Genomic DNA, 25,328 nt, shown 5'->3' with positions numbered 1-25,328 from the left:
GACCATGACCTTAAAAGAATTACTGGTAGGCTTCGGTACCCAGGTACGCAGTATCTGGATGATCGGCCTGCACGCGTTTGCCAAACGCGAAACCCGGATGTACCCGGAAGAGCCGGTATATCTGCCGCCGCGCTACCGTGGCCGTATCGTGCTGACGCGCGACCCGGACGGTTCCGAGCGCTGCGTTGCCTGTAACCTGTGTGCGGTAGCGTGTCCGGTAGGCTGTATCTCTCTGCAGAAAGCAGAGACGGTAGACGGCCGCTGGTACCCTGAGTTCTTCCGCATCAACTTCTCACGCTGCATCTTCTGCGGTCTGTGTGAAGAAGCGTGCCCAACCACGGCGATTCAGCTGACTCCAGACTTCGAGCTGGGTGAGTACAAGCGTCAGGACCTGGTGTACGAGAAAGAGGATCTGCTGATTTCCGGTCCGGGCAAATACCCGGAATATAACTTCTACCGGATGGCGGGTATGGCAATCGACGGCAAAGATAAGGGCGAAGCAGAGAACGAAGCTAAGCCTATCGACGTCAAGAGCCTGTTACCGTAAGGAGAGGGCAATGGAATTCGCTTTTTATATCTGTGGCCTTATCGCCATCCTGGCTACGCTGCGAGTGATTACGCACACCAATCCGGTGCATGCGCTGCTGTACTTAATCATCTCGCTGCTGGCCATTTCCGGGGTGTTCTTCGCACTGGGCGCGCACTTCGCCGGTGCGCTGGAAATCATCGTCTACGCCGGGGCCATCATGGTGCTGTTCGTGTTCGTGGTGATGATGCTGAACCTGGGCGGCTCTGAAATTGAGCAGGAACGTCAGTGGTTAAAACCGCAGGTGTGGATTGGTCCGGCAATTTTGTCGGCCATCATGCTGGCGGTGATTATTTACGCCATTCTGGGCGTCAACGATCAGGGCATCGACGGCACGCCGATTGGCGCGAAAGAGGTCGGTATTACCCTCTTTGGCCCATACGTTCTGGCGGTTGAACTGGCCTCAATGCTGCTGCTGGCAGGTCTGGTTGTTGCTTTCCACGTTGGCCGCGAAGAGCGTGCTGGCGAGGTGCTGAGCAACCGCACTGACGACCGCGCGAAAAGAAAAACGGAGGAGCGCGCATGATCCCCTTAACACATGGACTGATCCTCGCTGCGATTTTATTCGTTCTGGGTCTGACCGGTCTGGTTATCCGCCGCAATCTGCTGTTTATGCTGATCGGTCTGGAAATCATGATTAACGCCTCCGCGCTGGCCTTCGTGGTCGCCGGAAGCTACTGGGGCCAGACCGATGGTCAGGTGATGTACATTCTCGCCATCAGCCTCGCGGCTGCCGAAGCGAGTATTGGCCTGGCGCTGTTGCTGCAGCTCCATCGTCGCCGCCAGAACCTGAACATCGATTCAGTAAGTGAGTTGCGTGGATGAACATGCTTGCCTTAACCATTATTTTTCCGCTGATTGGCTTCGTGCTGCTGGCGTTTTCTCGCGGCCGCTGGTCTGAGAATCTGTCTGCGACCGTGGGCATTGGCTCAATCGGTCTGGCTGCGCTGGTGACGGCGTATGCGGGTATCGACTTCTTTAACAACGGACGTCAGCCATTCAGCGTGCCGCTGTGGACCTGGATGTCGGTCGGTGATTTCAACATCGGCTTCAACCTGGTGCTGGACGGCCTCTCGCTGACCATGCTCTCCGTGGTCACCGGCGTTGGCTTCCTGATCCACATGTTCGCCTCCTGGTATATGCGCGGTGAAGAGGGGTACTCCCGCTTCTTCGCCTACACCAACCTGTTTATCGCCAGCATGGTGGTATTGGTGCTGGCCGATAACCTGCTGCTGATGTATCTGGGCTGGGAAGGCGTAGGTCTGTGTTCTTACCTGCTGATCGGTTTCTACTACACCGATCCGAAGAATGGCGCAGCGGCCATGAAAGCGTTCGTCGTGACCCGCGTGGGTGACGTCTTCCTCGCTTTCGCGCTGTTCATTCTTTACAACGAACTGGGCACGCTGAACTTCCGCGAAATGGTGGAACTGGCGCCGGCGCACTTCGCTGCAGGCAACAATATGCTGTGGTGGGCAACGCTGATGCTGCTGGGTGGTGCCGTGGGTAAATCCGCGCAGCTGCCGTTGCAGACCTGGCTGGCCGACGCGATGGCGGGTCCAACCCCTGTCTCCGCGCTGATCCACGCCGCAACCATGGTGACCGCCGGTGTCTACCTGATTGCGCGTACGCATGGCCTGTTCCTGATGACCCCGGAAATTCTGCATCTGGTGGGTATCGTCGGTGCGGTCACGCTGGTGCTGGCAGGCTTTGCCGCGCTGGTGCAGACCGACATCAAACGCGTTCTCGCGTACTCCACCATGAGCCAGATTGGCTACATGTTCCTGGCGCTGGGCGTTCAGGCGTGGGACGCAGCCATTTTCCACCTGATGACGCACGCGTTCTTTAAAGCGCTGCTGTTCCTCTCATCCGGTTCCGTGATTCTGGCCTGCCATCACGAGCAGAACATCTTCAAGATGGGCGGACTGCGTAAGTCCATCCCGCTGGTTTATATCTGCTTCCTGGTCGGCGGCGCGGCGCTGGCGGCACTGCCGCTGATCACCGCGGGCTTCTTCAGTAAGGACGAAATCCTTGCGGGTGCCATGGCGAATGGTCATATCAATCTGATGGTTGCGGGGCTGGTCGGTGCGTTCATGACCTCCCTGTATACCTTCCGTATGATTTTCATCGTATTCCACGGTAAAGAACAAATTCACGCTCACGCAGGGAAGGGGATTACCCACCACCTGCCGCTGATTGTGCTGCTGGTACTGTCCACCTTCGTTGGCGCGATGATTGTGCCACCGCTGCAGGGCGTACTGCCAGACACCACCGAGCTGGAGCACGGTCGCGTTCTGACGCTTGAAATCACCTCCGGTGTGGTCGCTATCGCGGGCATCCTGATTGCAGCATGGCTGTGGCTGGGCAAACGTACGCTGGTGACTGCCGTTGCCAACAGCGCCCCGGGCCGTCTGCTGGGCACCTGGTGGTACAACGCGTGGGGCTTCGACTGGCTGTACGACATGATCTTCGTTAAGCCGTTCCTGGGCATTGCGTGGCTGCTGAAGCGCGACCCACTGAACAGCCTGATGAATATCCCGGCGATCCTTTCCCGCTTTGCAGGTAAAGGCCTGCTGTACAGCGAGAACGGTTACCTGCGCTGGTATGTGGCGTCCATGAGCATCGGTGCGGTTGTCGTGCTGGCGCTGCTGATGGTGTTGCGATAGTGGTTTTGCCCGGTGGCGCTGCGCTTACCGGGCCTACGAGACCGTAGGTCGGGTAAGCGTGAGCGCCACTCGACACCACAAACCGCACTAACGCGTGAATTTTGTCGAATTTGTTGAAAATCGGTCCCTTAGGGACTTTAACAAGGAATAAAAATCGCCATGTTACTACCCTGGCTAATATTAATTCCCTTCATCGGCGGCTTCCTGTGCTGGCAGACTGAACGCTTTGGCGTGAAGATGCCGCGCTGGATCGCGCTGATCACCATGGGATTGACGCTCGCGCTTGGCCTGCAACTGTGGTTGCAGGGCGGTTACTCACTGACCCAGTCTGCGGGCATTCCGCAGTGGCAGTCTGAGTTCATCCTGCCGTGGATCCCGCGTTTCGGCATTACGATCCACCTGGCGATTGACGGTCTGTCGCTGCTGATGGTAGTGCTGACCGGTCTGCTCGGCGTTCTGGCGGTACTTTGCTCCTGGCGAGAAATCGAAAAATACCAGGGCTTCTTCCACCTGAACCTGATGTGGATCCTGGGCGGCGTTATCGGCGTTTTCCTTGCCATCGACATGTTCCTGTTCTTCTTCTTCTGGGAGATGATGCTGGTGCCGATGTACTTCCTGATCGCGCTGTGGGGCCACAAGGCGTCCGACGGTAAAACGCGTATCACGGCGGCAACCAAGTTCTTCATCTATACCCAGGCGAGTGGTCTGGTGATGCTGATTGCCATTCTGGCGCTGGTGTTTGTTCACCACAACGCCACCGGCACCTGGACCTTCAACTACGAAGATTTGCTGAAAACGCCAATGTCCCACGGCGTTGAATACCTGCTGATGCTGGGCTTCTTCATCGCGTTCGCGGTGAAAATGCCGGTCGTTCCGCTGCACGGCTGGCTGCCAGACGCGCACTCTCAGGCACCAACGGCGGGTTCCGTTGACCTGGCGGGCATCTTGCTGAAAACGGCGGCCTACGGTCTGCTGCGTTTCGCACTGCCGCTGTTCCCGAATGCCTCCGCAGAATTCGCACCGATTGCCATGTGGCTGGGTGTGATCGGTATCTTCTACGGTGCCTGGATGGCCTTCACGCAGTACGACATCAAGCGTCTGATTGCCTACACCTCCGTTTCCCACATGGGCTTCGTGCTGATTGCTATCTACACCGGCAGCCAGCTGGCGTACCAGGGCGCGGTGATCCAGATGATTGCGCACGGTCTGTCCGCAGCCGGCCTCTTCATCCTGTGCGGTCAGCTGTACGAACGTCTGCATACCCGCGACATGCGCATGATGGGCGGTCTGTGGAGCAAAATTAAGTGGCTGCCAGCGCTGTCCATGTTCTTCGCTGTTGCTACCCTGGGGATGCCAGGTACCGGTAACTTCGTCGGCGAATTTATGATTCTGTTCGGCAGCTTCAAAGTGGTACCGGTGATTACCGTGATCTCCACCTTTGGTCTGGTGTTCGCTTCCGTGTACTCGCTGGCGATGCTGCACCGCGCTTACTTCGGTAAAGCGAAGAGCGAAATTGCTGCACAAGAACTGCCGGGGATGTCGCTGCGTGAGCTGTTCATCATCCTGCTGCTGGTCGTACTGCTGGTGCTGCTGGGCTTCTTCCCGCAGCCGATTCTGGATACCTCGCATAGCGCGATGGGTAACATCCAGCAGTGGTTTGTTAATTCTGCTTCTACTACAAGGCCGTAATTCGCCATGACAATAACTCCACAACAACTGATCGCGCTGCTACCGCTGCTGATCGTCGGATTGACGGTGGTGGTTGTGATGCTCTCCATTGCGTGGCGACGCAATCACTTCCTGAATGCCACGCTGTCGGTCATCGGCCTGAACGCCGCGTTAGTCTCTCTCTGGTTTGTTGGCCAGGGTGGGGCGATGGACGTCACCCCGCTGATGCGCGTTGACGGTTACGCCATGCTGTATACCGGTCTGGTGCTGCTGGCGAGCCTGGCAACCTGTACCTTTGCGTACCCGTGGCTCGAAGGCTACAACGACAACAAAGAAGAGTTTTACCTGCTGGTTCTGATTGCCGCGCTGGGCGGCATTCTGCTGGCGAATGCGAACCACCTGGCCGCGCTGTTCCTCGGTATTGAGCTGATCTCTCTGCCGCTGTTCGGCCTGATTGGTTACGCCTTCCGTCAGAAGCGCTCTCTGGAAGCAAGCATCAAGTACACCATTCTGTCTGCTGCGGCGTCCTCGTTCCTGCTGTTTGGTATTGCGCTGCTGTACGCACAGTCCGGTAACCTCTCCTTCATGGCGCTCGGCAAGAGCCTCGGTGACGGCATGCTGCATGAGCCGCTGCTGCTGGCGGGTCTGGGCATGATGATCGTTGGTCTCGGCTTTAAACTTTCTCTGGTGCCGTTCCACCTGTGGACGCCAGACGTATACCAGGGCGCTCCGGCTCCGGTGTCGACCTTCCTGGCGACGGCGAGCAAAATCGCTATCTTCGGTGTGGTCATGCGTCTGTTCCTGTACGCGCCTGTGGGTGACAGCGAAGCGGTTCGCGTGGTGCTGGGCATTATCGCGTTCGTCTCCATCATCTTCGGTAACCTGATGGCGCTGAGCCAGACCAATATCAAGCGACTGCTGGGCTACTCGTCTATCTCTCATCTGGGCTACCTGATGGTGGCGCTGATTGCGCTGCAGAGCGGCGAGATGTCGATGGAAACCGTGGGCGTGTATCTGGCCGGTTACCTGTTCAGCAGCCTCGGCGCCTTCGGCGTGGTGAGCCTGATGTCCAGCCCGTACCGTGGCCCGGATGCCGATTCACTGTTCTCCTACCGTGGTCTGTTCTGGCACCGTCCGATCCTGTCCGCGGTAATGACCGTGATGATGCTCTCTCTGGCAGGTATCCCGATGACGCTTGGCTTCATCGGTAAGTTCTATGTGCTGGCCGTCGGTGTGCAGGCGCACCTGTGGTGGCTGACCGCGGGCGTGGTTATCGGCTCCGCGATTGGTCTCTACTACTACCTGCGCGTGGCCGTGAGCCTGTACCTGAGCGCGCCTCAGCAGCTCAACCGTGATGCCCCAACCAACTGGCAGTACAGCGCCGGTGGTATCGTCGTGCTTATCTCCGCACTGCTGGTGCTGATCTTCGGTATCTATCCGCAGCCGCTGATTGATATCGTGCAGCGAGCGATGCCGCTGATGTAAGGTGAAAGCAAAAAGGCAACGAAAGTTGCCTTTTTTAATGTTTGCGCCCTCTCCCAGTGGGAGAGGGATGGGGTGAGGGCACCAGCCCGCACGTAACGAAAAAACCCGCCTCGGCGGGTTTTTTTATGGTTTGCCCAGCGGCGCTACGCTTGCAGGGCCTACGGGTTTTGTAGGTCGGGTAAGCGTAGCGCCACCCGACTAAGCCAGCTGCTTGCGGCTAATCAACGGCCCGTCAATCTTCTTCATCGAGCGATCCAGCACTTCCTCAATCACCGACGACAGCTCGTTCAGCTCAAACTTCGCCACATACCCGTCCGCCTTCACCTTGCGAATATGGTCTTCGTTGGCGTTGCCGGAAAGGGAAGAGTGGATCACTACCGGAATGTCCTTCAATACCGGGTCGGTTTTGATTTTGCGCGTCAGCGTAAAACCGTCCATCTCCGGCATTTCGAGGTCGGTCAGCACCAGAGCGATCTTATCGGTGATGGGAACTCCTTCAGCCTGCGCCTGTGCGGCCAGCACGCCAATTTTCTCCCACGCGTCTTTGCCGGTGATATGCAGCTGCGCGGGGATCTCCATCGCCTGCAGACCTTTCTCCAGCATCGAGCGCGCCACCTTGGAATCTTCCGCAACGATGGCGACAGCGCCTGGCTTGATATGGAATTTGGTGGTCTTCAGGTTCGTGGCGTGCAGATCGTGATTGGCCGGGGTGATGTCATACAGGATCTGCTCAACGTCCAGCACCATCGCCAGATCGTTGGTATCGGTCTTCTCGTCAAGACACGCGATGCTGGTGATGTAGCGACCGCTGACGGCGGTTTCCGCCGCGTGCACCTGCTTCCAGTCCAGACGCATGATGTTCTCAACCGATTCCACGGCAAACGCCTGCACGCTGCGCGCATATTCGGTGATCAGCAGGATGTTCAGCCCGGTGGTAGGCTTACAGCCCGCCACGGCGGCCAGGTCAATCACAGGGATCACCTGATCGCGAATATTCACCATTCCCATCAGAGGCGACTTCATCCCGGCGGGTTTCGTGAACTCCGGCATCGGCACAATTTCACGCAGCTTAAAGACGTTAATGCCAAACAGCTCGGATTTATTTTCGTTCAGAGAGGTGCCAAGACGGAACAGCAACAGTTCAAAACGGTTCGACAGGGTCAAATTCGCCCTGTCATCAATATCTTTCTGGAAATTATCCATTCTACCCTCGAGAGAAATGCTGACCTTTTAATCGTTATCGGCATCCTGAGGGAAAAATGAAGGACTAAACGCTAACCTGAGCGAAATCTTCGGCCAGCTCACATTCCGGGAACAGCGCGCGGCACTCTGCCAGCAGGCTTGCGCATCCCCGCGCGTCGTAGCGCGAGCTGACATGAGTGACGATGAGCCGCCCGACGCCCGCGTCACGGGCAAGCTGTGCCGCCTGACGCGTGGAGCTATGGCCCCGGCTGTTGGCTTTCTCTTCCATCGCCGTTTCAAGCGTCGCTTCATGCACCATCACGTCCACGCCCTGGGCCAGCGTGAGCGCCGCCGGGCACGGGGCCGTATCGCCAAAAATCGCCAGTTTTTTGCCCGGCTGCGGTGCAGCGAGATAATCCTGGCCGTTAATGACGCGTCCGTCCTCCAGCGTGACGGTCTCTCCGTGCTTCAGACGCTGGAACAGCGGCCCGGGTTTTACGCCGTCGGCCATCAGCGCGGCGGCATCCAGCGCGCCGGGTTTATCATGCGCATCAATACGGTAGCCATAGCATTCCACAGGATGATTGAGCGGTTGAGCGGTAACCCGGTAATCCCCGTCATCAAAAACCAGGCCTTCGGCAATCTCAACGACCTCCAGCGGATAATCTGTCCATGACCCGCTCAGGCGTAGCGTAGTTTCAACAAATTCACGCATACCCGCTGGCCCGTAAATCGTCAGCGGGTTGGCGTTACCGGCCATCGAGCGGCTGCACAGCAGGCCGGGAAGGCCAAACAGATGGTCGCCATGCAGATGGGTGATAAAAATTTTATCCAGCTTGCCGGGGTGGTAAGCGGTGTGTAACAGCTGATGCTGCGTCCCTTCACCGCAATCAAACAGCCACAGCCCGCCGCGGGTGGGATGCTTAAGATCCAGCAGGATCGCCGTCACGTTCCGTGAGCGGGTTGGCACGCCAGCGGACGTACCCAGAAAAATCAGTTCCATAACGCAATCAGCCCTTTGCCGAACGGGGAGGTGTTTAGTATAACGTGATGAACCCCAGGAAGGAGACTGACATGATCCAGTGGCAAGATTTACATCATAGCGAACTCACCGTTCATTCACTTTATGCCCTGCTGAAGCTGCGCTGTGAAGTGTTTGTTGTGGAACAGACCTGCCCGTATCAGGACATCGATGGCGATGACCTTGTCGGTGAGAACCGCCATATCCTCGGCTGGCGGGATAACGAGCTGGTGGCGTATGCGAGGATTCTGAAAAGCGAAGACGATTTTGAGCCCGTGGCGATCGGTCGGGTCATCATCAGCGGCAAGGCGCGCGGTGAAAAACTGGGCTATCAGCTGATGGAAAAAACGCTGGAGGCGTGCCGTAAACAGTGGCCGGACAAGGCGTTATACCTGGGCGCGCAGGCGCATCTTCAGGCCTTTTACGGGCACTTTGGCTTTGCGCCAGTGACGGATGTGTATGACGAAGATGGCATTCCGCACATCGGCATGGCGCGAGAAGTGAAACAGGCGTAATGGCATCTCGTTGGCTATAGTTAGCGGACTGGTGTACTAACATGGAGAAAAATATGTCATTTCAATCCTGGGATACCCGTATCGACGACGACCTGGCCTTGCTGAGCGAAACTCTGGAAGAGGTGTTACGTTCCTCGGGCGACCCTGCCGATCAGAAATATATTGAGCTAAAAGCCCGTGCCGAGCAGGCGCTGCATGAAGTGAAAAACCGCGTCAGCCATGCGTCTGATACCTACTACTACCGTGCCAAAAAAGCGGTGTATCGTGCCGATGATTACGTGCATGAAAAACCGTGGCAGGGTATTGGGGTGGGTGCTGCCGTGGGGCTGGTACTGGGGCTGCTGTTAGCCCGTCGTTAAGCCGCTTAACCACTCCCTATACGTGGGTACTGCTATTTATGGTCAGTACCCCGTATAATACGAGGTTTTAACAGGGAGAGGTTCGCGTGAATTCGATTTTCCTCGCGCTGGAGCAACTGCGTACCCAGCTATCGCAAGCGTTACCCGCAGCACCCGGCATACGTCATTTCGACGTCACTTTCCCGTTAAACGACGCCTTCGATCCCCTCGCCTGGCTGGGCGAGCAGCAGTGTTATCCGCAGTTTTACTGGCAGCAGCGTAACGGCGATGAAGAGCTGGCCGCGCTGGGGGCGGTCACCCAATTTCCCTCTCTGGCATTAGCCTCGCAGTTTTTGCGCGCGCAAAACGCGGCAAGTGATACCCGCATCTGCGGCCTGAACGCCTTTAATCCCGAACAGGGCAGCCTCTTTTTACCGCGACTGCTCTGGCGACGTACCGCCGGCAACGCCACGCTGCGCCTTCAGCTGTGGAGCGACCACTCGCTTGTGGAGGATGCCCGCGCCGCGCTGGATTTTTTACAGCAGCTCCGTCCTGCCAGATCTATCCGTCCGCTCTCCGTGCAAGTTGAGCACGAAACCCATCAGCCGCAGCAGGCCGAATGGCTGAAACTTATCCGCAGGGCGACGGAGACCATCGCGCACGGTGATTTTGAAAAGGTTGTGCTCGCCCGGGCAACCGATCTGCAGTTCACGCAGCGCGTTAATCCTGTCGCGCTGATGGCCGCCAGCCGTGCCCTGAATTTACATTGCTATCATTTCTGCATGGTATTCGACGCCCGCAACGCGTTTCTCGGCTCTACGCCCGAGCGTCTCTGGCGGCGGCGCGGCAAGCTGCTGCGCACGGAAGCGCTGGCGGGCACCGTCGCCAGCCATAACGAAGATAGCCAGGCGCAGCGTCTCGGCGAGTGGCTGCTGAACGATGATAAAAACCAGCGCGAAAATATGCTGGTGGTGGAAGATATCTGCCAGCGTCTTCAGCACTCTACGCAGACGCTTGAGGTACTGCCCCCCCAGGTGGTACGCCTGCGTAAGGTGCAGCATTTGCGCCGCTGTATCTGGACCGAGCTCAAACAGGCCGACGACGAGCAGTGTCTGCTCATGTTACAGCCGACCGCGGCCGTTGCCGGATTACCCCGACAGCCTGCGCGAGAGTTTATCCAGAAGGTTGAACCCTTTAACCGCGAATGGTACGCCGGTTCGGCCGGGTATTTATCCCCTGAACAGAGTGAATTCTGCGTGGCGCTGCGCTCCGCGCGCGTTCAGGAGGACTCCCTGCGGCTCTACGCCGGTGCCGGTATTGTCAGCGGATCTGACCCGGAGCAGGAGTGGCAGGAGATTGAAAATAAAGCAGCCGGATTGCGCTCTCTGCTCCTAAGTGATTAATACAGATTCGCGCAATCCCGATTCATATCAAAATTCCAATTTTTTCTATTATTTATACTGTGTCGCATTCTTGATACCGGACAATCTCATGTCAGTAAGTTCTTTTAACCGACGCTGGGCGGCGGTGATCCTTGAAGCCCTGACGCGCCATGGCGTCAGGCACGTGTGTATTGCACCGGGTTCTCGCTCAACGCCGCTGACGCTGGCGGCCGCAGAAAACCGGGCGTTCATTCACCACACCCACTTTGATGAACGCGGCCTCGGGCATCTTGCGCTGGGTCTGGCGAAAGTCAGCAAAGAACCTGTGGCGGTGATCGTCACCTCCGGTACCGCCGTGGCGAACCTCTATCCGGCCCTGATTGAAGCCGGGTTAACGGGTGAAAGACTGATCTTACTGACGGCCGATCGTCCCCCTGAGCTTATCGACTGCGGCGCCAATCAGGCCATTCGCCAGCCGGGGCTCTTTTCTTCGCATCCTTCGCAGACGATTTCGTTACCGCGTCCCACCCAGGATATTCCGGCAAGCTGGCTGGTCTCCACCGTCGATCACGCCATGGAGACGTTGCGCAGCGGGGCGTTGCATATCAACTGCCCGTTTGCCGAGCCGCTGTACGGCGAGATGGACGACACGGGTCTTGACTGGCAGCAGTCCCTTGGCGACTGGTGGCAGAGTGAGAAACCGTGGCTGCGCGAGCAGACGCATCTTGAGAGCGCGAAACAGCGCGACTGGTTCTTCTGGCGGCAGAAGCGCGGCGTGGTGATTGCCGGGCGCATGAGCGCCGCTGAAGGCAAGCTGGTCGCTGAATGGGCGCAAACCCTTGGCTGGCCGCTGATTGGCGACGTGCTTTCCCAGACCGGGCAGCCGCTGCCGTGCGCCGACCTCTGGCTGGGTAATGCCAAAGCGGTCACCGAGCTTGCGCAGGCGCAGATTGTGGTCCAGCTTGGATCGAGTTTGACCGGCAAACGGTTACTGCAGTGGCAGGCCACCTGCACGCCGGAAGAGTACTGGCTGGTGGATTCGCTGGAAGGACGGCTTGACCCGGCGCACCACCGCGGGCGTCGTCTGGTCAGCAGCATCGATGCCTGGCTGACGCTTCATCCGGCTGAGAAACGCAAGCCCTGGGCGGTGGCCATACCGGACCTTTCGCGCCAGGCGTGGGAACTGACCAAAGCGCACTGTGAAGCGTTCAGCGAGGCCGGGCTGGCGCACCGCATTCGCCAGTGCCTGCCTGAACAGGGGCAGCTGTTTGTCGGCAACAGCCTGGTCGTGCGGCTGATTGACGCTTTCTCGAAGCTGCCCGCGGGCTACCCGGTGTACAGCAACCGCGGTGCCAGCGGCATCGACGGGCTGATCTCTACGGCGGCGGGCGTGCAGCGCGCCAGCGCGAAATCGACGCTGGCGATCGTGGGCGATCTCTCCGCGCTCTACGATCTCAACGCGCTGGCGCTGCTGCGTCAGGCGTCAGCCCCGTTTGTGCTGATTGTGGTCAACAACAACGGCGGGCAGATTTTCTCCCTGCTGCCAACGCCGCAGAGCGAGCGCGAGCGCTTCTATCTGATGCCGCAGAACGTGCAGTTCGAACACGCCGCGGCGATGTTTAGCCTGAAATACCATCGCCCGGAAAGCTGGGAACAGCTGGACGCGGCGTTAAGCAGCGCCTGGAAACAGCCGGGCGCGACGCTGATTGAGCTGGTGGTGAACGAGGCTGACGGTGCGCAGGCCCTGCAAAGCCTGCTGGCGCAGGTGAGCCAGCTGTGATCCTCTCTGGCGTGCAGCAGGTTGGCAAACCAGGCTATCCCTGGCTGGTCTTTTTGCACGGTTTTTCGGGCGACCGCCGCGAGTGGCAGAGGGTCGGTGAAGGGCTCAGCGATTACCCCCGGCTGTATCTGGATCTGCCGGGTCACGGTGGATCCCGGAATCTGGGCGTGACGGGGTTTGACGAGATGAACACGATGCTCACCCGAACTCTTCTTAGTTACAACATACTTAAATTCTGGCTCATCGGGTACTCCCTCGGTGGCCGCATTGCGATGTTCCATGCCTGCCAGCAGCCGAAGGGGCTGCTCGGGGTGATTGTTGAAGGTGGACATCCGGGCCTGCAGGATGCCGAGGCGCGAAATGCGCGGCTGGCGTCCGACCGCCGCTGGGCAACGCGTTTTCGCACCGAACCGCTGGATAAGGTGTTCGCTGACTGGTACCAACAGCCCGTGTTCGCCTCCCTCACGGACGCCCAGCGTGAGGCGCTGATTACCCTGCGCAGCCGGAACAACGGCGCGACGCTGGCGATGATGCTCGAGGCCACCTCGCTGGCCGTGCAGCCGGATTTGCGTGCCGCGCTTAGCGCACGCGATTTCTCTTTTGACTATCTCTATGGCGAACGGGATGAGAAGTTCGCGGCCCTTGCCGCAGAAGTTAACGCCGTTCGCCATGCCATTCCCAATGCCGGACACAACGCCCACCGGGAAAACCCCGATGCGGTTATCGCGAGTCTGGCTCAGATACTGCGTTATCGAATAAAGGACACTCTATGATCTATCCTGATGAAAACATGCTTTACGCCCCGGTTGAATGGCAGGACTGCTCCGAAGGCTATACCGACATTCGTTACCACAAATCCACCGACGGCATTGCCAAAATCACCATCAACCGTCCGCAGGTGCGTAACGCCTTCCGTCCGCTGACCGTGAAAGAGATGATTCAGGCTCTGGCGGATGCGCGCTACGACGATAACGTCGGCGTGATTGTCCTGACCGGCGAAGGCGATAAAGCGTTCTGCTCCGGTGGCGATCAGAAAGTGCGCGGCGACTACGGCGGATACCAGGACGATGCGGGTACCCACCATCTGAACGTCCTCGATTTCCAGCGTCAGATCCGCACCTGTCCAAAACCGGTGGTGGCGATGGTGGCGGGCTACTCCATCGGCGGCGGTCACGTGCTGCACATGATGTGCGATCTGACCATTGCCGCCGAGAACGCCATCTTCGGCCAGACCGGCCCGAAAGTAGGGTCCTTCGACGGAGGCTGGGGCGCCTCGTACATGGCGCGCATCGTCGGGCAGAAAAAAGCCCGTGAAATCTGGTTCCTGTGCCGTCAGTACAACGCTCAGGAAGCGCTGGATATGGGCCTGGTGAATACCGTGGTACCGATTGCCGATCTCGAAAAAGAGACCGTGCGCTGGTGTCGCGAAATGCTGCAAAACAGCCCGATGGCGCTGCGCTGCCTGAAGGCCGCGCTCAACGCCGACTGCGACGGCCAGGCGGGTCTGCAGGAGCTGGCGGGCAACGCCACCATGCTGTTCTACATGACCGAAGAGGGTCAGGAAGGGCGCAACGCGTTTAACGAAAAACGCCAGCCGGACTTCAGCAAATACAAACGGAACCCGTAATGCGTCGCGCGCAGGTTTACCGCTGGCAGATACCGATGGACGCGGGCGTGGTGCTGCGTGAACGGCGGTTAAAAACCCGTGACGGCTTCTTCGTGCATCTGCAGCAGGACGATCGGGAAGGCTGGGGCGAGATTTCGCCTCTGCCGGGCTTTAGCCTGGAGTCGCTGGATGACGCGCAGTCTGCATTGCTGGCGTGGGCGGACGCGTGGCTCGAGGGGGCGGATCCGGCGTTGCCGGACGTGCCTTCCGCGGCTTTTGGCATCAGCTGCGCGCTGGCGGAGCTCGACGGTAGCCTGCCTGAAGAGGCTAACTACCGCGCGGCACCGCTCTGCACGGGCGATCCTGACGAGCTGTTCGCGCTGCTCTCCGCCATGCCGGGCGAGAAAGTGGCGAAAATTAAAGTCGGTCTCTACGAGGCGGTGCGCGACGGCATGGTCGCCAACCTGCTGCTGGAGGCGATCCCCGATCTTCATCTGCGTCTGGATGCTAACCGCGCCTGGACGCCGCTCAAGGCGCGGCAGTTTGCAAAGTACGTTAACCCGGCATACCGCAGCCGCATTGCCTTCCTCGAAGAGCCGTGCAAAACCCGCGACGATTCGCGCGCGTTTGCCCGCGAAACGGGGATTGCCATCGCCTGGGACGAAAGCCTGCGCGAGGATGATTTTGAATTTGTTTCCGAGCCCGGCGTCAGCGCGGTGGTGATTAAACCGACGCTGACCGGCAGCCTGGCGAAGGTGCGCGAGCAGGTCGCGGCAGCGCACGCCTCGGGGCTGACGGCGGTCATCAGCTCGTCGATTGAGTCCAGCCTTGGGCTGACCCAGCTGGCGCGCATTGCCGCCTGGCTAACGCCGGATACGATCCCCGGCCTCGACACGCTGAACCTGATGCAGGCCCAGCTTATCCGCACGTGGCCGGACAGCGCGCTGCCGTGCCTCGACGTCGCGGCGCTGGAGCCGCTGCGATGAGTTTTACCGACTGGCCGTGGCGGCACTGGTGCGCGCAGTTTGCTGATAAACCGGCCCTGAGGCTTGACGACGAGGTGCTCAGCTGGCAGCAGCTGTGCACCCGCGTCGACCGCCTTGCGGCAGAGTTTCACCTGCAGGGCGTGGAGGAGGGCGACGGCGTGCTGCTGCTGGCCCATAATCACCCGCAAACCCTTCTGGCGTGGCTGGCGCTGCTCCAGTGCGGGGCGCGTATTCTTCCCGTTAATCCGCAGCTGCCGCGCCCGCTGCTGGACGTGTTGCTCCCGCAGATGACGCTGCGCTTTGCGCTGGTGCTGGACGGTACCTGCGACGGTCTTCCTGCCCTGAGCATGCGCGAGCGCGCGGGGGAATATCGCGTTGCGTGGCAACCGTCGCGGCTGGCGTCCATGACGCTGACCTCCGGCTCCACCGGGCTGCCGAAAGCGGCGGTGCATACCTGCGCCGCCCATCTCGCCAGCGCGCGCGGCGTGCTGGCGCTGATGCCCTACGGTGAAGACGACGACTGGCTGCTTTCGCTGCCGCTGTTTCACGTTTCCGGCCAGGGGATTTTATGGCGCTGGCTGCAGGCCGGGGCGCGGTTAACCGTGCGGGAGAAACAGCCGCTGGCGCAGGCGCTGCTCGACTGTACGCACGCCTCGCTGGTGCCGACCCAGCTCTGGCGTCTGCTTAATTCCCACCAGCCTGTCGCACTGAAAGCGGTGCTGCTGGGCGGTGCCGCCATCCCTGTTGAATTGACGCAGCAGGCGCGCGAGCAGGGGATTCACACCTTCTGCGGCTACGGCCTGACCGAGTTTGCCTCTACCGTCTGCGCGAAAGCGGCGGACGGCGAGCCGGACGTAGGCTATGCGCTGCCGAGCAGAGAGGTGCAGGTGGTTAACGGTGAGGTCTGGATCCGGGCAGAGAGTATGGCCTCAGGCTACTGGCGGGACGGTGAATTGGTTCCGCTGACCAACGCGCAGGGATGGTTCGCTACCCGCGATCGCGGTGAATGGCATGATGGCCGCCTGACGATCCTGGGCCGCATGGACAACCTCTTTTTTAGCGGTGGAGAAGGGATTCAGCCGGAGAGCCTTGAGCGTGTTATCGCACGCCATCCGCAGATTAACCAGGTGTTTATCGTCCCGCTGGACGACGCCGAGTTTGGACAGCGTCCGGTGGCGGTGGTGGAGTGCGAGCCGGGAACGGATATCAGCTGTTTACCTGACTGGGTCAGGGATAAGGTTGCGCGTTTTGAGCAGCCCGTCCGCTGGCTGCTGTTGCCGACCGAGCTTAAAAATGGCGGCATTAAAGTCTCGCGCCGCGCGTTGCAGCAGTGGGTGAACGCCTCGCTGAAGGGATAATAGCCGTTTCAAATAGTTACAATCTACTGACCTGCCGCACGCAGAGTGCTTGATCCCCGGAAGACTCCGGTTAAAATCTCGCGGTTTTGGGACTTCTTTATAATAATTGTGTGGGATCACGACAATGAAAAAAGTGGCATTAGTGGGCTTCGGCCTGATGGTTGTATCTGCGGCGGCTAACGCCATCAGCATTAACGGCTCGGCGGGTCAGGATTATACCCACCTGGGCTTTGGCATGGGTACCGAGACATCCGGTCTGGCGATGACCGGCGGTTGGACGCATAACGATGACGACGGCGACGCGGCCAGCCTCGGCCTGGGTCTGAACGTTCCTCTTGGCCCGTTCCTCGCCACCGTCGGCGGTAAAGGTATCTATACCAACCCAAATGACGGTGACGAAGGGTACGCGGCGGCAGTGGGCGGCGGCCTGCAGTGGAAAATTGGCGACAGCTTCGGCCTGTTTGGTGAGTACTACTATTCGCCGGACTCCCTCTCAAGCGGTATCGAAAGCTATGAAGAGGCCAACGCCGGCGCGCGCTGGACCATCATGCGTCCGATTACCATCGAAGCGGGCTATCGCTATCTGAACCTGGCCGGTAAAGACGGCAACCGCGACAACGCGCTGGCCGACGGCCCGTACGTGGGCGTCAGCGCAGGCTTCTAATCACTCCGGCGCGGCGTTCTGTCGCGCCAGTTTCTCTCTTCTCCACCCCGCGTTTGCGCTATAGTGTTTTGACCAAATAAGCGGGAGAACATAATGATTAACGTGGAGATGTTATCCACCGGCGACGAAGTGCTGCATGGACAAATTATTGATACCAATGCTGCCTGGCTTGCCGATCTTTTCTTTGAGCAAGGATTACCGTTAACGCGCCGCAATACCGTGGGCGACAATCTTGAGTCGCTGGTCGCTATTCTGCGCGAGCGCAGCGAGCACTGCGACGTGCTGATTGTGAATGGCGGGCTCGGCCCCACCGGCGACGATCTCAGCGCGCTGGCCGCCGCGACCGCAAAAGGCGAAGGGCTGGTGCTGCACGAGGCGTGGCTTTCGCAGATGGAGCGCTTTTTCTCCGAACGTGGCCGCGTCATGGCCCCCAGCAACCGCAAACAGGCTGAAATTCCAGCCAGCGCCGAGCTGGTCGATAACCCGGTGGGAACCGCGTGCGGGTTTGCCATGCAGCTGAACCGCTGCCTGATGTTCTTCACGCCGGGCGTGCCCTCAGAATTTAAAGTGATGGTCGAGCAGCAGATCCTGCCGCGCCTTCGCGATCGTTTTACCCTGCCTGAACCGCCGCTGTGCCTGCGTCTGACCACCTTTGGCCGCTCGGAAAGCGATCTGGCCCAGAGCCTTGACCCTCTCCCGCTGCCGCCGGGCGTCTCCATGGGCTACCGCTCCTCCATGCCGATCATTGAACTCAAGCTGACAGGCCCGGCCGAGCAGAAAGAGGCGATGCTGGCCCTGTGGCCAGAGGTGCAGCGCGTGGCGGGCGAAAGCCTGATCTTTGAAGGGACGGAAGGGCTGCCCGCGCAGATTGCGACGCATCTGCAGTCGCGTCAGCTGAGCGTGACCTTAAGCGAGCAGTTCACCGGAGGCCTGCTGGCGCTGCAGCTGTCGCGCGTCAACGCGCCGCTGCTGGCCAGCGAAGTGGTGCCGTTCCAGCAGGAGACCCTGGCGCAAACCGCACGCTGGGCTTCCGAGAGAAGGGTGAAGCATTTTGCCGGTCTGGCGCTGTTCGTCGGGGGGCTGGATGAGGAATACCTTAACTTCGCGCTGGCGACGCCGGAAGGCACCTGGGCCCTGCGGGTAAAAATGAGCATCACCCGCCACAGCCTGGCGGTGCGTCAGGAGGTTTGCGCCATGATGGCGTTGAACATGCTGCGCCGCTGGCTGAATGGTAAAGAGGTTGCCAGCGAGCACGGCTGGATCCATGTGGTCGAGTCGCTGTTCATCGAGTAAAACCTGTGCCGGGGCCTTTCGCCCCGGCCATGTTCAGCCCAGCGCCTTCGCCAGCAGGGTGATTGGATGCTCGCAGCGCTTGCTGGTGGACATCTCAATCTGCCACTTACAGGTTTCGCAGTCCGTTACCACGATATCCGCGCCGCTCTCTTCAATCTGACGGAACAGCGGGGCGCCAATCGCCTGTGACGTTTCGTAGTTTTCACGCTTAAAGCCGTAGGTCCCCGCAATCCCGCAGCAGCGCGAATCCAGCACCGTCAGCTCCAGGCCTGGAATAAGCCGCAGCAGCTCAAGCGTATAGAGCGACCAGCCCATTTTCTCCATGTGACACGGCGTGTGATACACCACTTTTAGCGGTAATGTCTTCAGCGGCAGCGTCTGCCCGCTATCCAGCTTGCGCCACAGGAAGCGTGTCGCGAGCTCGATGTGCTCGCGCAGGCCGGTATTATCCACGTCCAGCAGATGCGGGTACTCATCGCGCAGGGTGAAGGTACAGGTGGACGAGGTCGCCAGCACCGGAATACCTTTATCGACAATCGCTTCGCGCAGTGACGTGACATTGCCTTGAGCCTGCCTGCGCGCTTTATCGGTAAAACCGTTGGCGATCAGCGGTACACCGCAGCACTTCTCTTTGTTCAGTAGCTGAACGCCCGTTCCCATGGCGTTTAGCACCTTCAGCAGATCTTTACCCAGCTGCGGGTGGTTGTAGTTCACATAGCAGCCGTGGAAAAAGGCCACCTGGTCGGCATACTTCGCCTGTTCGGCCGCGACGGATTTGTACCAGCGGCGGAAGGTGCCGTGAGAATATTTTGGCAGGCTGCGGTGATGGTCTATCTTCAGCGTCGCATCCAGCAGCTGGCGCACCGGTTTGAGCGAGGTCGCGGCATTCACCAGCGGGGCAAAGGGCGTCGAGACGCTGCCCATCAGATCGGTATGGCTCAGGATCGCGTCCCGCAGCGTCGGCTTTTGCGTACTGTAGCGCGCCCGGGCGCGCTGGATGATATCGCCGATTTTCACATCCGACGGGCAGGCGACTTCGCAGCGTTTGCAGTTAATGCAGTATTTCAGCGCCTCGTCGTACAGCTTGCCGTCCTTCAGACGCAGACGCTCGCCGTCCGGTCCGGCCTGCTTTGGCCCGGGATAGCGTGGGTTCACGCCGCTGACCGGGCAGACGGTGGTACACACCGTGCATTTAATGCAGCTTTCAAAACGGGTATCGTTCATTGTTCAGCCTCCGTGCGCTGGCTAATCTGCTCTGCCACATACAGCGCCGTGACGGCGCAGACCCCGCCACCGCATCCCTGAGCAATGGGATCGTGCCCGCCCAGCAGCGAGCCGATGGCAAAGAGATTACTGACGGGCTTACCGGAAAGCTGCGGATGCAGCTGGCTATCGACAATCACGCCGAACTGCTGCCAGGGCTGCGGCGAGAAGAAATCACTTTGATACCAGTCCGCGCGGGAGGCTCGCTGGCGAACATCCAGCCCCATGATGGCTTCCCGGATGCCCTCCCGGCTGCTCAGCAGCCCGTTGCTGAAGAAGCTGCCGCTTGCCAGCACCGTATAGCGGGCGCGAAGCGGAATATCGTCGTGGTTGCGCGTCCAGATTTCGCTCACCGCGCCGTCGGTCAGGGTGATTTTTTTCACCTCATCACCCGCCATCCACACGCCGCCCAGCGCGACAAACTGGCGCTGGAGCTGGGTATGCAGGCGAATGCCAGGTACGGAAGGGGGCAGCGTGGGCAGCAGGCCGAGCGAGCAGGGCAGCCGATCCGAGAGCCAGCGCCAGAGCCGGTTGTCGCGTAAACCAAAGCAGGCGGGCATCAGCAGGGCGTCGCAGCCGTCGCTGAGCGGCCTGAGCGCGTCATACAGCAGCGGCCATTTGTCCTCGTTATCCAGAAAACGGGCGATATTCACCGCGCGAAACTCGCTCGGGTTGTCGCGCAGGACATCCAGTTCAGGCAGCTCTATCTCTGCCGTTTCGGCGTTAACGCCCTGGCGACAGAGCGACGCCGCCGCGAGATGGGGCTGAAAATCCAGAAAGCCGCTAATGCCCACGACCCGCACGCGCGCGGCATTGAAGGGCGCTACGGGCACCTCCTCCGGACTGAGCCAGGCAGAGCGCAGGGTGCCGAGCGGCGTGACGCGCTGGTGATTGAGCCGGGCGCTTCCCTTCAGACGCGCGCCGCAGTCCGCCAGCAGCGCTTCGGTTTCCAGCGCAAAGCGGTCAATATGCTGCGCGCCAATCAGGTGATACGGGTGCTCCGGCGGCAGTTTATCGCGGTACGCTTCGTCCACCAGATCCAGCGAGCCCGACGAGAAGTGCAGGGCGCTCTGGCCCCAGGTGATAATGGCGCAGCGCAGCCCCTGCTTCATCAGTTTGATGCCGCAGAGCAGGCCTGCCAGCCCGCCGCCGACGATGACGGTATCAAATTTCATCGCGTTGCTCCTTCTCAAGACCGCAAAGCCCCTGGTAGACCCAGCGGGTAAATTCGCTTTCGCGCAGGGCATCGCCCCAGCCGACAGGCTGAATGCCTTTCCAGCGCTCGTTTAAAAACGCGCTGAGCTGATCGAGCGACTGGGTGGCGGTGGTGGTATGAAAACGCTGCAGCAGCCCGGCGGCACGACAGGCGCACAGCTCGCCCTGACAGGTCCCCATTCCCACGCGGGTGCGGCGGCGAAGATCGAGCAGGCTTGTGACCGTCAGGCTCTCCACCGCGTACTGCACCTCACCGGCGGTGACGGCTTCGCACTCGCACACCAGGCTGCGGCTCAGGCGTCCTTCACCGAGCCACTGCGGCGTTCTGTCGCCGTGGCGGTAAATAGCGGATCCGCGCAGCGGCGCGGGCAGGGAGATAATTTTTTGCAGCGTTTTTTCGGTGGACTGACGCGAGCCGGGCAGGGCTTGTTCTGCCGTCACGCACCGTTCGGTATTGCCCAGCTTACGGCAGACGGCATCGGTCGCCCACTCGGCCATCAGGCGGTAGGTCATCAGCTTGCCGCCGGTGATGGTGATAAAACCGTCCATGCCGTCGCGCTCGGCGTGATCGAGCAGCACGATGCCCCGGCTGACGTTACGCCCGCTCGGGTCGTTGTCGCTGGCAACCAGCGGACGCACGCCCGCGTAGGCGCGCAAAATACGCGTCTGGGCCATCACCGGGGCAAGTTTTTCCCCTTCGCGCAGCAGGATGTCGACCTCTTCGGCGGTGACGCGGTTGTAGTCAATCTCGCTGTAGTCGACGTGGGTTGAGGTGGTACCGATTAACGAAATGGTGTCGCCCGGGACGAGGATATCGGCATCGGACGGTTTGCGGCAGCGGTTGATCACGTGGTTATTGATGCGGTGGTCCAGGATCAGCAGCGAGCCTTTTGCCGGGAACATGCGCACCGACAGATCCGCGTATTCCGCGATGCGCTGCCCCCAGATCCCCGCCGCGTTGACCACCACGGCGGCATACAGCTCGCTGTGTTCATTATATTGCGTGTCGAGGATCCGCACGCCGCAGATGCGGTTTCCCTCGCGGATAAGCCCGGTCACTTCGTGCCCGGTCAGGATGTGTGCGCCATGCTCGCGGGCGTCCAGCATGTTTGCGGCGGTCAGGCGGAAGGGGTCAACGGTGCCGTCAGGCACTTTCACCGCGCCGATAAGCTCCGGGTTAACCGACGGTTCCAGCCGCCGCGCCAGCGCCGGGTCCATGGCCTCCGCCTGAATACCCGCCGCGGTGCAGGCGGTAATAAAGGTGTCCTGAAAGGCGAGGTCATCTTCGGGAAGGGTAATAAAGAGGCCGTCGGTTGGCTCAATGCAGTGGCGGGCTATACGTTTGAGGATCTGGTTTTCAGCAATACATTCGCGCGCGGATTCACCGTCGGTCACCGCATATCGCGCGCCGCTGTGCAGCAGGCCGTGGTTGCGCCCGGTTGCGCCCGTGGCGATATCGTGACGCTCCAGCAGCGTGACGCTTAAGCCGCGAAGGGCGCAATCGCGTGCGATCCCGGCGCCGGTTGCGCCACCGCCAATGATTATCACATCGCTGTAGCGAGGATCGTGAATGGTCATTGTTTACCCTCTATGTTCGTTTTTTTATCATTTAGCCATATCAATAGTGTGGTTTGTTTGATTTCGAACATAAACGCGCGAAATTCGAAAGTGAAACGTGACTTCATGCGCTTTTTTGCGCATTCTGTCATATTTCTGTAACAATCTGTGCGTTGATTCACAGTAACAATCACCGTGATTTCTTAACATCCCCGCCTCTGGAATTCAGGTGCGAGCCACCTGCTCATTCAATTCAAGGCCACGGAGGCTGTTATGCTCAGTATCTTCAAACCTGCGCCGCATCGGGCGCGTCTGCCAGAGGCAGAAATTGATCCGCTATACCGCCGTCTGCGCTGGCAAATTTTCCTGGGGATCTTCTTCGGGTACGCGGCGTACTACCTTGTACGTAAAAACTTTGCGCTCGCCATGCCGTATCTGGTGGAGCAGGGCTTCTCCCGCGGCGATCTGGGGTTCGCGCTGTCGGGGATCTCAATCGCCTACGGTTTTTCCAAATTCATCATGGGTTCCGTATCGGATCGCTCGAATCCGCGCGTGTTCCTGCCCGCCGGCCTGATCCTGGCGGCCGCGGTCATGCTGTTCATGGGCTTTGTGCCGTGGGCGACGTCCAGTATTGCGATTATGTTCGTGCTGCTGTTCCTCTGCGGCTGGTTCCAGGGGATGGGATGGCCGCCGTGCGGACGCACCATGGTGCACTGGTGGTCGCAGAAGGAACGCGGCGGCATTGTGTCGGTGTGGAACTGCGCGCATAACGTGGGTGGCGGTATTCCGCCGCTGCTGTTCCTGCTGGGGATGGCCTGGTTCAACGACTGGCACGCTGCGCTGTATATGCCTGCCTTTGGCGCCATCGTCGTGGCGATTATCGCTTTCGCGCTGATGCGCGATACGCCTCAGTCCTGCGGCCTGCCGCCGATTGAAGAGTACAAAAACGACTATCCGGATGATTACAGCAAGGAGCACGAAGAAGAGCTGACCGCAAAACAGATCTTCATGAAGTACGTCCTGCCGAACAAGCTGCTGTGGTACATCGCGGTGGCGAACGTGTTCGTTTACCTGCTGCGCTACGGCATCCTCGACTGGTCGCCAACCTACCTGAAAGAGGTGAAGCACTTCGCGCTGGATAAATCCTCGTGGGCCTATTTCCTGTATGAATATGCCGGGATCCCGGGCACGCTGCTTTGTGGCTGGATGTCGGACAAGGTGTTTAAAGGTAACCGCGGGGCGACGGGCGTCTTCTTTATGACCCTGGTCACTATCGCGACCGTTGTTTACTGGCTCAACCCGCCGGGCAACCCATCAGTAGACATGGCCTGCATGATCGTCATCGGCTTCCTGATTTACGGTCCGGTAATGCTGATCGGTCTGCACGCGCTGGAGCTGGCGCCGAAAAAAGCGGCAGGCACGGCGGCAGGCTTTACCGGTCTGTTCGGCTATCTGGGCGGTTCGGTCGCGGCGAGCGCCATCGTGGGCTACACCGTAGACTTCTTCGGCTGGGACGGTGGCTTTATGGTGATGATCGGCGGCAGCGTGCTGGCGGTACTGCTGCTCATTGTGGTCATGATCGGTGAGAAACGTCACCACGCGGAAGTGCTGGCGCGTCGTCAATAAGGAGCAACGCCATGAAATTATCTTACGTAACAACCGGCCTGCTGCTGGCGGGCCTGATGACAGGCTCCGCGCTGGCGGCGGATAAAATCGTTATTGCCCACCGCGGCGCCAGCGGCTATCTGCCGGAGCATACGCTGCCGGCAAAAGCGATGGCCTATGCCCAGGGCGCGGATTATCTGGAGCAGGATCTGGTGATGACCAAGGACGACCAGCTTGTCGTCCTGCATGACCACTATCTGGACCGTGTGACGGACGTGGCGGAGCGCTTCCCGGACCGCGCGCGCAAAGATGGCCGCTACTACGCCATTGATTTCACCCTGGCGGAGATCCGTTCCCTGAAGTTTACCGAAGGCTTCGAGATTGAAAACGGCAAGAAGGTTCAGGTCTATCCGGGACGTTTCCCGATGGGTAAATCTGACTTCCGCATTCATACCTTCCAGGAAGAGATTGAGTTTGTTCAGGGGCTGAACCACTCCACCGGTAAAAACATCGGCATCTACCCGGAGATCAAAGCGCCGTGGTTCCACCATCAGGAAGGAAAAGACATTGCCGCGAAGACGCTGGAGGTGCTGAAACAGTACGGCTACACCAGCAAGATGGATAAAGTTTACCTGCAGTGTTTTGACGCCGCCGAGCTGAAGCGCATCAAAACCGAGCTGGAGCCGAAGATGGGGATGAACCTCAATCTGGTTCAGCTGATCGCCTATACCGACTGGAATGAAACCCAGGAGAAGCAGCCGGACGGCAAGTGGGTTAACTACAGCTACGACTGGATGTTTAAGCCGGGCGCGATGAAGCAGATTGCGCAGTACGCCGACGGCATCGGGCCGGATTACCACATGCTGGTGGCGGAAGGCTCAGCGCCGGGCCACGTGAAGCTGACGGCGATGGTGAAAGAGGCGCACGCCAGCAGGATGCAGGTGCATCCGTATACCGTGCGTGCAGACCAGCTGCCGCCGTATGCCACGGACGTGAATCAGCTTTATGAGGTGTTGTATAACCAGGCGGGCGTGGACGGGCTGTTTACGGATTTCCCGGATAAAGCGGTGAGCTTTTTGAAGGATTAACGCTGAAATTGCCGGGTGGCGGCTGCGCCTTACCCGGCCTACGAACTGCGGTTTTGTAGGTCGGGTAAGCGAA

Annotated in this window: 23 protein-coding genes; 18 read left to right on the top strand and 5 right to left on the bottom strand. The window is 59.6% G+C overall.

The window, feature by feature from the left end:
* The first annotated feature begins 4 nt into the window (after positions 1–4).
* From nuoI to nuoN, 6 genes are all read left to right on the top strand, one after another.
* Complete coding sequence (gene nuoI / locus P346_RS13030; RefSeq protein ID WP_003861491.1) at positions 5–547, top strand: NADH-quinone oxidoreductase subunit NuoI; 543 nt, start codon at positions 5–7, stop codon at positions 545–547.
* 10 nt (positions 548–557) lie between these two features.
* Positions 558–1,112 (top strand): NADH-quinone oxidoreductase subunit J, encoded by a 555-nt coding sequence (gene nuoJ / locus P346_RS13035; RefSeq protein ID WP_032659163.1) that lies wholly within the window; start codon positions 558–560, stop codon positions 1,110–1,112.
* Positions 1,109–1,411 carry an NADH-quinone oxidoreductase subunit NuoK gene (gene nuoK, locus P346_RS13040; RefSeq protein ID WP_003861496.1) on the top strand — a complete coding sequence of 101 codons (303 nt, stop codon included), beginning with the start codon at positions 1,109–1,111 and terminating at the stop codon, positions 1,409–1,411. Before nuoJ ends, nuoK begins: the two co-directional genes overlap by 4 nt.
* Positions 1,408–3,249 (top strand): NADH-quinone oxidoreductase subunit L, encoded by a 1,842-nt coding sequence (nuoL, locus tag P346_RS13045; RefSeq protein ID WP_032659160.1) that lies wholly within the window; start codon positions 1,408–1,410, stop codon positions 3,247–3,249. The genes nuoK and nuoL overlap by 4 nt, the downstream gene beginning before the upstream one ends.
* Positions 3,250–3,408: 159 nt before the next feature.
* Complete coding sequence (nuoM, locus tag P346_RS13050; protein WP_023312532.1) at positions 3,409–4,938, top strand: NADH-quinone oxidoreductase subunit M; 1,530 nt, start codon at positions 3,409–3,411, stop codon at positions 4,936–4,938.
* A 6-nt stretch (positions 4,939–4,944) separates the two neighbouring features.
* On the top strand, positions 4,945–6,402 hold the full coding sequence (nuoN, locus tag P346_RS13055) for an NADH-quinone oxidoreductase subunit NuoN (RefSeq protein WP_023312531.1): 1,458 nt from the start codon (positions 4,945–4,947) through the stop codon (positions 6,400–6,402).
* A gap of 198 nt (positions 6,403–6,600) precedes the next feature.
* On the opposite strand, the gene P346_RS13060 is transcribed toward nuoN, so the two are convergent.
* Both P346_RS13060 and rbn read right to left on the bottom strand, forming a co-directional pair.
* Complete coding sequence (locus P346_RS13060; protein ID WP_023312530.1) at positions 6,601–7,605, bottom strand: chemotaxis protein; 1,005 nt, start codon at positions 7,603–7,605, stop codon at positions 6,601–6,603.
* Between the two features lie 64 nt (positions 7,606–7,669).
* Positions 7,670–8,587 (bottom strand): ribonuclease BN, encoded by a 918-nt coding sequence (rbn, locus tag P346_RS13065; RefSeq protein WP_032659157.1) that lies wholly within the window; start codon positions 8,585–8,587, stop codon positions 7,670–7,672.
* A 71-nt stretch (positions 8,588–8,658) separates the two neighbouring features.
* Here rbn and P346_RS13070 point away from each other — a divergent pair, with 71 nt between their 5' ends.
* From P346_RS13070 to P346_RS13115, 10 genes are all read left to right on the top strand, one after another.
* Positions 8,659–9,120, top strand: a complete 462-nt coding sequence (locus P346_RS13070) for a GNAT family N-acetyltransferase (RefSeq protein WP_032659154.1) — start codon at positions 8,659–8,661, stop codon at positions 9,118–9,120.
* Positions 9,121–9,173: 53 nt separating this feature from the next.
* The gene (gene elaB / locus P346_RS13075) at positions 9,174–9,479 is read left to right on the top strand and encodes a stress response protein ElaB (protein ID WP_008500219.1); all 306 of its coding nucleotides are present in this window, start codon (positions 9,174–9,176) and stop codon (positions 9,477–9,479) included.
* Positions 9,480–9,565: 86 nt separating this feature from the next.
* A complete protein-coding gene (menF, locus tag P346_RS13080) occupies positions 9,566–10,861 on the top strand; it encodes an isochorismate synthase MenF (protein ID WP_032659151.1) in 1,296 nt (431 codons plus the stop codon).
* An 88-nt stretch (positions 10,862–10,949) separates the two neighbouring features.
* Entirely contained in the window at positions 10,950–12,620 is a 1,671-nt protein-coding gene (gene menD / locus P346_RS13085; RefSeq protein WP_032659149.1) for a 2-succinyl-5-enolpyruvyl-6-hydroxy-3-cyclohexene-1-carboxylic-acid synthase, read from the top strand.
* The gene (menH, locus tag P346_RS13090) at positions 12,617–13,393 is read left to right on the top strand and encodes a 2-succinyl-6-hydroxy-2,4-cyclohexadiene-1-carboxylate synthase (RefSeq protein ID WP_032659147.1); all 777 of its coding nucleotides are present in this window, start codon (positions 12,617–12,619) and stop codon (positions 13,391–13,393) included. Before menD ends, menH begins: the two co-directional genes overlap by 4 nt.
* Positions 13,390–14,247 carry a 1,4-dihydroxy-2-naphthoyl-CoA synthase gene (gene menB, locus P346_RS13095; RefSeq protein WP_032659145.1) on the top strand — a complete coding sequence of 286 codons (858 nt, stop codon included), beginning with the start codon at positions 13,390–13,392 and terminating at the stop codon, positions 14,245–14,247. Before menH ends, menB begins: the two co-directional genes overlap by 4 nt.
* The gene (gene menC, locus P346_RS13100) at positions 14,247–15,212 is read left to right on the top strand and encodes an o-succinylbenzoate synthase (protein WP_032659143.1); all 966 of its coding nucleotides are present in this window, start codon (positions 14,247–14,249) and stop codon (positions 15,210–15,212) included. Before menB ends, menC begins: the two co-directional genes overlap by 1 nt.
* Complete coding sequence (gene menE, locus P346_RS13105; protein ID WP_032659140.1) at positions 15,209–16,570, top strand: o-succinylbenzoate--CoA ligase; 1,362 nt, start codon at positions 15,209–15,211, stop codon at positions 16,568–16,570. Before menC ends, menE begins: the two co-directional genes overlap by 4 nt.
* Positions 16,571–16,694: 124 nt before the next feature.
* Positions 16,695–17,234: a YfaZ family outer membrane protein gene (locus P346_RS13110; RefSeq protein WP_029740927.1), complete on the top strand. Its 540-nt coding sequence runs from the start codon at positions 16,695–16,697 to the stop codon at positions 17,232–17,234.
* Between the two features lie 93 nt (positions 17,235–17,327).
* Positions 17,328–18,527: a nicotinamide mononucleotide deamidase-related protein YfaY gene (locus tag P346_RS13115; protein WP_032659138.1), complete on the top strand. Its 1,200-nt coding sequence runs from the start codon at positions 17,328–17,330 to the stop codon at positions 18,525–18,527.
* A 33-nt stretch (positions 18,528–18,560) separates the two neighbouring features.
* Here P346_RS13115 and glpC read toward each other — a convergent pair whose 3' ends face one another.
* From glpC to glpA, 3 genes are read right to left on the bottom strand one after another with little or no spacing between them, the layout of a single operon-like run.
* Positions 18,561–19,751, bottom strand: coding sequence for an anaerobic glycerol-3-phosphate dehydrogenase subunit GlpC (gene glpC, locus P346_RS13120; protein ID WP_032659135.1), 1,191 nt, complete (start codon positions 19,749–19,751; stop codon positions 18,561–18,563).
* A complete protein-coding gene (gene glpB, locus P346_RS13125; RefSeq protein WP_032659134.1) occupies positions 19,748–20,965 on the bottom strand; it encodes a glycerol-3-phosphate dehydrogenase subunit GlpB in 1,218 nt (405 codons plus the stop codon). Before glpB ends, glpC begins: the two co-directional genes overlap by 4 nt.
* Positions 20,955–22,583: an anaerobic glycerol-3-phosphate dehydrogenase subunit A gene (glpA, locus tag P346_RS13130; RefSeq protein ID WP_032659132.1), complete on the bottom strand. Its 1,629-nt coding sequence runs from the start codon at positions 22,581–22,583 to the stop codon at positions 20,955–20,957. The genes glpB and glpA overlap by 11 nt, the downstream gene beginning before the upstream one ends.
* A gap of 252 nt (positions 22,584–22,835) precedes the next feature.
* On the opposite strand from glpA, the gene glpT reads away from it, so the two are divergent.
* Both glpT and glpQ read left to right on the top strand, forming a co-directional pair.
* On the top strand, positions 22,836–24,188 hold the full coding sequence (glpT, locus tag P346_RS13135; protein WP_032659131.1) for a glycerol-3-phosphate transporter: 1,353 nt from the start codon (positions 22,836–22,838) through the stop codon (positions 24,186–24,188).
* Positions 24,189–24,199: 11 nt separating this feature from the next.
* On the top strand, positions 24,200–25,255 hold the full coding sequence (glpQ, locus tag P346_RS13140; RefSeq protein WP_032659129.1) for a glycerophosphodiester phosphodiesterase: 1,056 nt from the start codon (positions 24,200–24,202) through the stop codon (positions 25,253–25,255).
* Positions 25,256–25,328: the final 73 nt, after the last annotated feature.

It is taken from the genome of Enterobacter sp. DC1 (assembly GCF_000568075.1).
Lineage (GTDB): Bacteria > Pseudomonadota > Gammaproteobacteria > Enterobacterales > Enterobacteriaceae > Enterobacter > Enterobacter asburiae.
The sequence above is the reverse complement of the archived record's forward strand: the minus strand, read 5'-3'. Positions and strand labels throughout refer to the sequence as shown.